Genomic DNA, 10635 nt, shown 5'->3' with positions numbered 1-10635 from the left:
AAGGAGGAGCAGTAATGCAAACATTAAAAACAACTCCTTTGTATTACGGCAAAAGTCCTGCACGAGGCGACTTTTTAAAAACAAAAGGTCAGAATGCTCTAATACAGTTGCTTGATCAGTGGATTACTGAAGCATTGGAATATGCAATGCAATCAGGCAGCTTTAAAGAAGCTTATAACACGTTGCCTTCGCTGGATTTCTTTATTGCGAATCCGAAAGAAAATATGTTTTTAGCGGCGAACCTTCTTGCAAGTGAAGATAGTTCGGGTCGATCTTTTCCAATGGTACTGAGCCATTTATTAGAAATTGATTTACCGTATGATAATTTGTTGTATGCGCCCTATAGCTATAAACATGTACTCGTTGATTTATTTCAAAACAATCGTGCTTTAAAAGGAATTAAAGATTCAGATCTGTTACTTGGAAAATTAGGTCACTTACAAAATCAAATTCAGGTTTTAACTGAACGTGAATGTGTGGGTTTCTATGAAAATCATACGATGCACTCATTTGCTCAGTTAATGAAGATAAGTATTTATGAGTTAGCGCAAAGTATGATTGGGCTGGGATTATTGCTACAGCCAATTTTACAAAATGGAACCAGTCGATTAAATAAAGTTTTAATTTTGCCTATTAATAATCCTGCTTACAGTTATGAAATAGCAGCATTTTGGGTCAGTATTATTTGTCGCTTTTTAAAAGAGCATAATACTGAGGTGCTGATAGGTTTGTTACATCGAGAGCAACCTGTATTATTCTTCGGTTTTCAAGGGGCGGATATTTTGGCCCTGAGCGATATTTTTACTCAGAATATGGATAGTAAACACTGGGTTTCTTTAATAGAAGCACAATGGATTGATACTTATTTGGAGCAGAATGCTGGTTTAGCTACGCTAGAACAATCATTATGCCAACGCCAACTAAGTTTAAATCAAGGTTTAAAACTATTTAGACAGACTTTTTTGGGTGAATAATAATGAATCAACGATATCAAACTAAACTTTCACAGCTCATAAAAGGCTGTTTTATCTATACAATCGCTAACTATGCTTTAGCTCAGCCGATTGTTGTAGAAGGTGTGGTTCCTAACGAAGCGAGTAAACAGGCCATCTTATTAAAAATGCAATCTGTTTATGGTGCTGATCAGGTTGTAGATAAAATACAAGTAAGACCCGTAGCTGCTCCAAATGGATGGAGTGATTCCGTAACTCGAGTGATTACCCCTGATCTTAAAAAGGTTTCACAAGGCAAATTAAGCGTAAATGGTACTCGGTTTGAGTTGAGTGGAAAAATGCTGAACCCAGCAGATATCCAGCCTACAATTCAATCTTTTCAAGGACTAGTGCAGCCACCGTATCAACTGTATTCACAGTTATCAGTCAATCAGGCTGAGCAGAAAATCATTGATGATGCACTTAAAAATCGAATTATTGAGTTTGAATCTGGTAGCGCAGTTTTAACTGATGCGGGTCAAAAAATTCTTGACGAGATGGCTATTGCTTTAAATAAAGTTGGCGGCAAGAAAGTCAAAATCGTAGGACATACAGATAGTTCTGGTGATGCGAATAAAAACTTAAAACTTAGTCAAGACCGAGCATTGGCAGTTAAAAACTATTTGATTAGTAAGAGTATTCCTGCCGACCATTTATCTACTGAAGGTTTAGGTTCATCTAAGCCAGTTGCAGATAACACTTCTCCAGAAGGAAGAAAGAAAAACCGTCGGATTGAGTTTACTGTTCTATAAATATAAGGAGAAGAACATGGCTAGCCCTTACATTACGATTGGATGCCCAACAACTGGTGGAGGGCAAGTCATTTCAGGAAACAGTACATTTTTAATTGATGGAATTGCAATTGCTTGTGTAGGAGATAAGGCTACTTGTCCGTTACACAAAACGGTTTCTACGATTGTATCGGGAGACCCCAATATGCTTGTCATGGGAAAATCCGCAGCGCGTGTAAATGATTCATTATCATGTGGCTGTAAATTATTGCCAAAACAGAGTTTAGTTAATCAAGGGTAAGGGTAGAGATATTTTTATATAGATATAAATATCTACTAAAACATATTAACGCTTGAAATGATGAGTAGTTTGTCTGATAAAGCTGAATTTTGTTAATATACAGGCATTATGATTTTAAGCATTAAATTATTTAAAAATATTGAGAGTAATGATGAGTAATTTAAAAATTTTAATTACAAAACTTTCTACAGTTGCACGAACTGCTTTAGAAAAATCGGCTAATGCTTGTGTTATTCAACAAAATTACGAAATTGAAATTGAACATCTATTTTTAGAATTACTTAATCAATCTTTAGAGAATGATTTAAAAATTTTATTAAAGAAATATAAAATTTCATCTGAAGCTTTAGCTGATGATTTAAAAGAAACAATTTCTCAATTACCAAAGGGTAATACTCGAACTCCTATTTTTGCTAAATCTATTGTTCGTTTGTTTGAACAAGCTTGGTTATTAGCTTCGGCTGAACAAAATCCCGTTATTCGTAGTGGTCATTTATTAGTTGCATTATTAACTGCACCTGATTTATATCAAATTGCAACAAGAGCTTCGAGTTTATTTGATCTTTTACCAATTGATTCAATGAAACATAAGTTTCTTGAAATTTGTGAGAAGAGTGTTGAACAACAAGATGAAACAAAAACACCTTCAGATGAAGCTGAACCTACAGACACAACTGCAGCAAATACCAAAGTAGCTAAAATACCTGCACTTGATCAATATACGATTAATCTCACTGAAAAAGCGAAAAAAGGCGGTATAGATCCAGTTATTGGACGTGAATATGAAATTCGCTTAATGCTCGATATTTTAATGCGTAGACGCCAAAACAATCCGATCTTAACCGGAGAGCCAGGTGTTGGTAAAACAGCTGTAGTGGAAGGTTTGGCTTTAAAAATTGCTCAAGGTTTAGTACCAAACGCCCTAAAAAATGTCCATTTACATGTGCTGGATATGGGACTTTTACAGGCGGGTGCAAGTGTTAAAGGCGAGTTTGAAAACCGTTTAAAACAGGTTATTCAAGAAGTTCAAGCTTCTACTCATCCTATTATTTTATTTATTGATGAAGCGCATACTTTAATTGGTGCAGGTGGACAAGCAGGACAAAATGATGCTGCAAATCTTTTAAAACCAGCACTTGCACGTGGTGAGTTGCGCACGATTGCTGCGACTACTTGGGCAGAGTACAAACAATATTTCGAAAAAGATGCTGCATTGAGCCGACGTTTTCAGGTAGTAAAAGTAGAAGAGCCAACTGAAGAGGTTGCAGTAGATATGTTGCGGGCGATGATTCCAGTCATGCAGCAGCATTTTAAATTGCAAATTGATGATGAGGCCATCGTTACTGCAGTTCATTCTTCACATCGATATATTAGTGGACGCCAACTTCCGGATAAAGCAATTAGTGTGCTTGATACGGCTGCAGCACGTGTTGCGTTGACTCAAAATGCTCAACCTGTAAAGCTTGATCAGTTAAAGGCCCAAGAGCATAACTTAAAGCTTGAGCAGCAAATTTTAGAAAATGAGCATCGTCAGATTCCAATTCATCATGAACGATTGGAAGCTTTAAAAGCTAATTTAGAATCTTTGCAAAAAGAGATCCATGAAACCGAAGAGCAGTGGCAAAAAGAATTAGAACTTGTTCATAAAATTCAAGAGTTAGAAGCGCAGAATCATGCTAATGAGTCTGAAGCTTTCGATCAGATTAATCTACTGCGTAAAGATCTTGCTGATATTCAAGGCCAGCAACCATTAGTATTTGAAAGAGTAAATTCTCAAATCATTAATGAAATTATTTCTGATTGGACAGGTATTCCTGTTGGAAAAATGGTTAATGATGAAATTAAACAGATATTAACGCTTGAAGATAAATTGGGCGAGCGTGTAATGGGGCAAGATTATGCACTTACACAATTAGTTCAAGGGATTAAAACTTCAAAAGCAAAGCTTGAAGATCCTAATAAGCCACAAGGTGTATTTCTTTTAGTGGGGCCGAGTGGTGTAGGTAAAACTGAAACTGCATTAACTTTGGCAAATGAGTTATATGGTGGTGAGCAGCATTTAATCACAATTAATATGTCTGAATATCAAGAAGCTCATACTGTATCTTCGTTAAAAGGTGCACCTCCAGGATATGTCGGATATGGTCAAGGTGGAGTTTTAACAGAAGCTGTTCGCCGTAACCCATATAGTGTTGTGTTGCTTGATGAAATTGAAAAAGCTCATAGTGATGTTCAGGAACTGTTCTATCAAGTATTCGATAAAGGTACTTTAGAGGATGGTGAAGGACGAGTAATTGACTTTAAAAACACGACTATTTTGTTAACTTCAAATGCTGGTTCAAGTGCCATTATGCAGGCTTGCTTAAATAGACCTGTAGAAGAGTGGCCTACAGCTGAAGAGTTGATTGAGCACTTAAAACCAAGTTTATATAAACAATTTAAGCCTGCATTTTTAGGCCGAATGAGAGTTGTACCTTATTTCCCACTGCATGATGATCTACTTGTACGAATTATTAAACATAAGTTAGGCAAAATCACAGCAAGAATTGAGAAACAATACGGTACACAAGTCCAGTATTCTGAAGATTTGGTAGAGCTCCTCTTAAGCCGTTGTACAGAAGTCGATAGTGGTGCACGTAATGTTGATAATATTTTAAATTCTACGGTGTTACCTGCATTGGCTACAGAAATTTTGGTGGCTTTAGCAGAGCAAAAGTTGCCAAAAATTATCATGATTGATGCTAAAGATGACGAAATTCAATATGTACTAGACCCAGTTGCAAAAGCTGCTAAAAAAAGGACTAGTAAAAAATTGAAGTCAGAAGTTTAAAATTGAATAGAGCTAAAATTAGATGAATATTGATATTTCTGAACTACTCGAACCCATTAGTGATAGTTTGCCTTGTGGTGATGACTTTTCGTTTTCTAATGAATTTCATGAAATAAAAAAAGCCAAGACACAAGATGATCTATTACTAGATCAAGGTGATTGGGTTGCTGAGCGCAAACAAGCCGATTGGGACTTTGTAGCAAAGAACACGAGTGTTTTGCTAAAAGATAAAACGAAAGATATTCGTCTATTAACTTGGCTCTTAGAGGCTTGGACTCATCTTTATGGTTTTGAAGGTATGGCTAAAGGTTTAACTTTAAGCCATACCATGCTGAATCAATACTGGCAGGAAATTCACCCTGTTATTGAAGATGATGACTTAGATCAACGCATTGGTTTATTACAGGGTTTAATTAATCAACTTCCGATGTTGTTAAAGAAAGTTTCTTTAACTAATACGGCTCCTTATTATAATTTGCTTGATTACGATAATTTTCTATATCACGAAAATGTTCGCCGTAAACAAACTGAAGAGTATGACAGCCAGTCAGGACCATCTGAATTAGAACAATTCGACCAAGCCATTTTTAATACTTCTAAAACTTTTCAATACTCTAATTATCAAGATTTTAGTTCAGTCTTAACCGAGTGGGATGTTTTAAAACAGACTCTTGATCATTTAATGGGATTAGATTCGCCGAGTTTTGCTGCTATTGATTCGGCATTTGAGACTATTCACAGCACATTACGTAAGATTTATAAAGCAGAAGCTTTTGGTACAGGGCTTGCGCCAATCCAAGAACAAGCTACTGTTATCACGAGTTCATCTATGGAAAATCAAGTGCCTGTACAAGTTGTTTCAGATCAGCCAGCTTTTCAGCCTCAAGCACAAACGCACTTGGCTAACCGTGAGCAAGCAATGAAAGTATTGCAAGAAATCGCAGATTACTTCCAAGCAAATGAACCTCATAGCCCTGTGAGCTATATGCTTCAAAAAACAATTAAATGGAGTCAAATGCCATTACACGAGTGGTTAGCGCAAGTCATCAAAGATGAGCATCCATTACAAATGGTTCAGGAAATGTTAGGTGTGCAGCCTAAAAATGAATATGAATAAAGATTGGTAAAGACATATGTTTAAAGCTGAAAAAGTCCTGTGGGGCGAAGGTTTATTTTTAAGACCTCAACATTTCCAAATTCAAGATACGTATCATGAACAACGCCTAAATCATACGGTTCGCGCAGTTGTACCTTTTTCGTATGGTATTCAAAAATTGAGTTTCGATGAGGCTCAGTTGAGTACGCATATTCTTGCTCTTGAGTCTGTAGAGATGATCTGGCAAGACGGTGAAATTTATCAGGCACCGGCATATGATCTATTGCCTGAACCAATTTTATTAGATGATCTTAATTTACGTGGTGAGATGCTAATCTATTTAGCATTGCCGCTTTTACAAGCAAATAAGCAAAATCTAATTGATCAAAACCAAGTGCAAAAGGGTAGATATCAATCGCACCTTGTCGAAACGCATGATCTATTTACGAATGCTACCGAAGCAGATATTAGTTTGCTACGCCGACGTGCTGTTTTTAAATTATTAGATGTACATAGTAATCCAGACCACAATCTAGATGGTTTCTTATATCTGCCGATTGGAAAGATTAAGCGCCAAAGCTCCGGCGCTTTTGAAATTGATCGAAAGTTTATTCCGCCAATTTTGCATGTGGATGCCTCTGAATCACTCATTTCAAACTTAAAAAGAACACTCAATGTTATTAAGGCAAAAATTAAGACGATTCAAACCAATAACCGAGAAAATGAACAGAAATTAATTGAATTCCGTTCAGGTGATATCGTTTCATTCTGGTTGGTAAATGCCTTAAACACAGCTCATGCTGGCTTGAATCATTTTGTGCAATATCCACAAATCCATCCAGAACGGTTGTTTTTCGAATTGTTACGTTTAGCAGGTTCATTATTAACTTTCTCGACGGCGTATGATGTTGATCAGTTGCCTGCTTATAAACATCATAATTTACAAGAAAGTTTTACTCAGTTAGACACGATTCTACGTGATTTACTCGATACGATTATTTCGAGCCGTTACATCAGTATTACGCTTAAAGAGATCCGACCTTCATATTGGGTGGGAAGTCTTGAAACCGATAAGATTACTCGAGACACTCGACTTTATATTGCTGTATCAAGTAGCGCAATGCAGACACATGAGTTGATCCAGATCGTACCTTTACGATTCAAGATTGGTAGCACTTTAGATGTAGAGCAACGTGTAGTTGCAGCATTACCTGCAATTCCATTGCATCACTTGATTCAGGTTCCAACAGCGATTCCTGTACGTTCTGGTGTGAGCTATTTTGAAGTTGAACCGCATCATGAATTATACCAACGTATGTTAGATTCAGAGACGATTTGTATTTATGTTCCGGCTGGCTTCCAAGATATCAGTATTGAACTGATTGCGGTTATGAACGCTTAAGGGTAAAGGAGAGAAAAATGTCACAATCCACTGGTGCTCCTTCTTTATTTGACGATGGGCAAATTGGAACGGGTGGGAACAATAATAGCCAGTCTCAGGCAAAGCTACAGGCAATCAATCTTATTGATTTATTGCATGATGGCTTTTATTTGGTTTTTTTGATTCGAAATCAGTATGTGCCGGCAGACGCTCAGCAGTTTCGTGAAAAAATCTTAAATTTACTCAATCAATTTGAGCAGCAAGCTAAAAAGTTGCAATTTTCAGCTGATGATATTCATGATGCTAAATATGCATTTTGTGCTTTGATTGATGAAACTATCGTAACGCAACAAGACCCAAGCTATTTTAATTTACAAAATGCTTGGTTAATTAGCCCATTGCAATTGAGCTTGTTTGGTTCTCAGTTAGCTGGGTATCGTTTCTTTGAAATTTTGGAGCAATTGCGAAGTCGTGGAAAAGAACGACTAGCTGCGTTAGAAGTATTTCATTACTGCCTTTTGCTCGGTTTTCAGGGTAAGTACCGAATTGAATCTATTGAAAGTCTCAACCACCTAGTATCAAGAGTTGGTGATGAAATTGACTATTTAAAAGGGAAAAAAGTTGCGTTTTCGCCGTTCTCGGCAATTCCCGATCAAATACGAAATATTATTCATCGCGAAGTACCTTTCTTTTGGATTTTGATCTTTTTATTGATTTTTGCATTACTTACCTTTGCGGGTTTAAGATTTATGCTGAACAATCAAAATGATAAAGCATTATCTAACTATCAAAATGTGATTTCTGCTCCTCAAGAGCAAGCAAATATTACAATTTATTTACCTTGATGATGGAACGAAATGGCTCAGGAAAAACCAACTTCTATTCGAGTTTTACAATCGAATAAAAAAAAGCCGAAATCACCAGTACTTTATATTGTGATTGGTGTGATTGCAGGGGTGTTTGTCAGCATCTCGCTATTCCTGTTCTTGTCTCAACCGAATTCGCCAGAATCAGCAGCAATTGAGAGTAAATCAACGGAAGAGCAAATTTTAAATCAAGATGCTGTACATTCTTCAGATGAACAAAATCAGGTTGCTGTAAGTCAAGACAACGAGACGGACTCAATGAGTCGTGATGGCTTTGAACAGCCAAAAGATAATGAGTTAAGCAATATTTTTAAACCTGTTCCACATAAACCTGTTGCTACGAATGAACAACGAGTTTCACCATTTGATGAACAGCTAACAGGTGAAAAGAAAGTTCAGGTTGTGCCTCAACTACAGACGAGTGCAGCTAAAGCGGTTCAACCTAAAATACAGCCAGCTCAGCAAAAGCCTGTAAGTAAGCCGCAGCAGCAACAAGTGGTGCAGGCTAAACCCGTAGTTGAGAGTAAAGCTCCAGCCGAACCAGAACCTGAGGTTGAGCCACCTAAGGCATCGGTAGATATTAAAATTACACGAAGTCCTTTTGCCGTGAATTAATGAACTGATGATGATCTTTCTCATATTCTTTTGCTTTACATGTTTGGCAATTGGTTTAGCGTTTTTAATGTCTTATGAACTCAGGAGTAGAAGCAAAGATTTTGTTTTGTCATTACTGCCCCAAGGGCGTAAACAGCTTAATCAGGTTAAACAATTTGCTCAAACCATGAATCAGGCAGCTGCTCCTGAAAAATTACAATCTCATTGGCATTTACAGCAATGGTGGATTGTAATTGCAGGCTTTTTCTTGTTTGCCAGTATATTAGTTTTTGCTTTTACTCGTCCGATTAGTTCAACCCGAATTGAAGCTGAATATCTGAAAAAAACAGATCCTCAAATCTATGCACTTTTAAATGGTGAAATATTATCGCCACCGCCAGAAGTAGATGAAAGCCTAATTGAAGCCGCAATTGTTGAGGCGACGCAGTTAGAGCAGCAATATTCGTCTCAAAATAGTGGAGCTATTAATTCTTCACCGATTGATAACGTCAGTTTCGATGGTCGAGCTATTCTGGACACAAATTTAGTTGATCGTAAATGGGACAAAATGAACCCACGATATAAACAGCGTTTACTCATGGTCTTTAAAATCATGAAAGAACAATATGGTTATGAGTTGGTTCTATTAGAAGGCTATCGTAGCCCAGCACGTCAGAATATGTTGGCGGGCAATCCAAATACGACTAGAGCGAGGGGGTATCAAAGCTATCACCAATTTGGTTTAGCAGCTGATGTAGCATTTAAGCGAAATGGAAAAGTGGTTATTTCTGAGCGAGATCCGTGGGCAATGCAAGGCTATCGATTATATGGTCAAGTCGCCGAATCGGTTGGTTTGACTTGGGGTGGACGTTGGAAATCTATCCAAGATTATGGGCATACCGAGTTCCGTATGCCAGGCTTAAGAAAAACTCAAGAAATGGCAGAAAAACTGATTGCTGAAAGTTCGAATGATATAAGTTAAATATTTATTGAGGATTGAAAACGTTCTTGTAAAACAGTCGTCATTTTATCTACAAGCTGGGAAATTATCCCAGCTTTTTCCCATGTGTAAATTGAAACGGTCATAGGCGGCACAGCTCCTAATGCATCATATCGACGTACTCTCCGGCCATTGGTCGTAGCTACAGGCAATAAAGATAATCCTAATCCTGTTTCAACACTGACTAACACGCTTTCTAGACTACTACCCGTAAATGCAATATACCAACGTCGCCGTTCGCGCTCTAAGGTTGTGAACATTTCGTCCCGATAAAGTCCGCCTTGAGGAAAGGTCACTAAACTTATGGGATCAGACCATGCAGTTGTTGAATTCTCACTTTCAAACCATGCCATTTCTTCTGGGAATGTAGCGTGGTGATCAGCACTGGCCGCAGGTTCTTTGACAATAATAATATCGAACTCACCATTCCGATAACGTTCTGTTAAGTTGCGACTCAAGCCAGAGGTTACGTCTAAACGAATGGAACGATGCTCTTTGGCAAATATACCAAAAACTTCGGCCATTGCTTGGCTCATCATATCTTCTGGTAAACCAATACGAATGGGAATACTTCCTGCTGGATCTTTAAGTAGCGCTTCAGCTTCTTGTTGGAGAGTCAAAATCCTTTGCGCATAACCAATTAGATATTCTCCAGATGCCGTCAAGTTGAAAGGTCTTGCTGTCCGATCTATAAGGGCATGACCGACAGATTCTTCAAGTCGTGCTAACTGCTGACTAACTGTTGATTGAGTCAGGTGTAATCGTTCGGCAGCTGCGGTAAAACCGCCAGTTTCAAAAATAGTGACGAAAGCACGTAAAAGGCGAGGATCAAACATATTAGGTA

Annotated in this window: 10 protein-coding genes; 9 read left to right on the top strand and 1 reads right to left on the bottom strand. The window is 37.6% G+C overall.

The annotated features are described in order from the left end of the window. Window positions 1–14: 14 nt before the first annotated feature. From tagF to AC52J8_RS11250, 9 genes are all read left to right on the top strand, one after another. The gene (tagF, locus tag AC52J8_RS11290) at window positions 15–974 is read left to right on the top strand and encodes a type VI secretion system-associated protein TagF (protein WP_086400014.1); all 960 of its coding nucleotides are present in this window, start codon (window positions 15–17) and stop codon (window positions 972–974) included. A 2-nt stretch (window positions 975–976) separates the two neighbouring features. Further along, the gene (locus AC52J8_RS11285) at window positions 977–1744 is read left to right on the top strand and encodes an OmpA family protein (RefSeq protein WP_086400013.1); all 768 of its coding nucleotides are present in this window, start codon (window positions 977–979) and stop codon (window positions 1742–1744) included. A gap of 16 nt (window positions 1745–1760) precedes the next feature. Further along, window positions 1761–2024 (top strand): PAAR domain-containing protein, encoded by a 264-nt coding sequence (locus AC52J8_RS11280; protein ID WP_004793184.1) that lies wholly within the window; start codon window positions 1761–1763, stop codon window positions 2022–2024. 148 nt (window positions 2025–2172) lie between these two features. Next, complete coding sequence (tssH, locus tag AC52J8_RS11275; RefSeq protein WP_086400012.1) at window positions 2173–4854, top strand: type VI secretion system ATPase TssH; 2682 nt, start codon at window positions 2173–2175, stop codon at window positions 4852–4854. Between the two features lie 22 nt (window positions 4855–4876). Further along, on the top strand, window positions 4877–5971 hold the full coding sequence (tssA, locus tag AC52J8_RS11270; protein ID WP_032012867.1) for a type VI secretion system protein TssA: 1095 nt from the start codon (window positions 4877–4879) through the stop codon (window positions 5969–5971). 16 nt (window positions 5972–5987) lie between these two features. Continuing rightward, window positions 5988–7352, top strand: coding sequence for a type VI secretion system baseplate subunit TssK (gene tssK / locus AC52J8_RS11265; RefSeq protein ID WP_086400011.1), 1365 nt, complete (start codon window positions 5988–5990; stop codon window positions 7350–7352). A gap of 17 nt (window positions 7353–7369) precedes the next feature. After that, a complete protein-coding gene (gene icmH, locus AC52J8_RS11260) occupies window positions 7370–8176 on the top strand; it encodes a type IVB secretion system protein IcmH/DotU (protein ID WP_086400010.1) in 807 nt (268 codons plus the stop codon). Between the two features lie 12 nt (window positions 8177–8188). After that, window positions 8189–8812, top strand: a complete 624-nt coding sequence (locus AC52J8_RS11255; RefSeq protein ID WP_086400009.1) for a hypothetical protein — start codon at window positions 8189–8191, stop codon at window positions 8810–8812. 7 nt (window positions 8813–8819) lie between these two features. After that, window positions 8820–9773, top strand: a complete 954-nt coding sequence (locus AC52J8_RS11250; RefSeq protein WP_044101466.1) for a M15 family metallopeptidase — start codon at window positions 8820–8822, stop codon at window positions 9771–9773. Here AC52J8_RS11250 and AC52J8_RS11245 read toward each other — a convergent pair. Further along, window positions 9770–10627, bottom strand: coding sequence for a LysR family transcriptional regulator (locus AC52J8_RS11245; protein WP_086400008.1), 858 nt, complete (start codon window positions 10625–10627; stop codon window positions 9770–9772). The two genes, AC52J8_RS11250 and AC52J8_RS11245, sit on opposite strands and share 4 nt — an antisense overlap. Between the last annotated feature and the right edge of the window lie 8 nt (window positions 10628–10635).

The sequence above is a fragment of the Acinetobacter sp. S-1 genome, from assembly GCF_059579785.1.
Note: the sequence above shows the minus strand (reverse complement) of the source record. Positions and strands in the feature narration are given on the sequence as shown.

Bases quoted from the DNA above. Each gene is read 5' to 3' on its own strand.
- tssH (WP_086400012.1), top strand. From the start codon at position 2,173: ATGATGAGTAATTTAAAAATTTTAATTACAAAACTTTCTACAGTTGCA.
- tssK (WP_086400011.1), top strand. From the start codon at position 5,988: ATGTTTAAAGCTGAAAAAGTCCTGTGGGGCGAAGGTTTATTTTTAAGA.
- tssA (WP_032012867.1), top strand. From the start codon at position 4,877: ATGAATATTGATATTTCTGAACTACTCGAACCCATTAGTGATAGTTTG.
- AC52J8_RS11245 (WP_086400008.1), bottom strand. From the start codon at position 10,627: ATGTTTGATCCTCGCCTTTTACGTGCTTTCGTCACTATTTTTGAAACT.
- icmH (WP_086400010.1), top strand. From the start codon at position 7,370: ATGTCACAATCCACTGGTGCTCCTTCTTTATTTGACGATGGGCAAATT.
- AC52J8_RS11250 (WP_044101466.1), top strand. From the start codon at position 8,820: ATGATGATCTTTCTCATATTCTTTTGCTTTACATGTTTGGCAATTGGT.
- AC52J8_RS11255 (WP_086400009.1), top strand. From the start codon at position 8,189: ATGGCTCAGGAAAAACCAACTTCTATTCGAGTTTTACAATCGAATAAA.
- AC52J8_RS11285 (WP_086400013.1), top strand. From the start codon at position 977: ATGAATCAACGATATCAAACTAAACTTTCACAGCTCATAAAAGGCTGT.
- AC52J8_RS11280 (WP_004793184.1), top strand. From the start codon at position 1,761: ATGGCTAGCCCTTACATTACGATTGGATGCCCAACAACTGGTGGAGGG.
- tagF (WP_086400014.1), top strand. From the start codon at position 15: ATGCAAACATTAAAAACAACTCCTTTGTATTACGGCAAAAGTCCTGCA.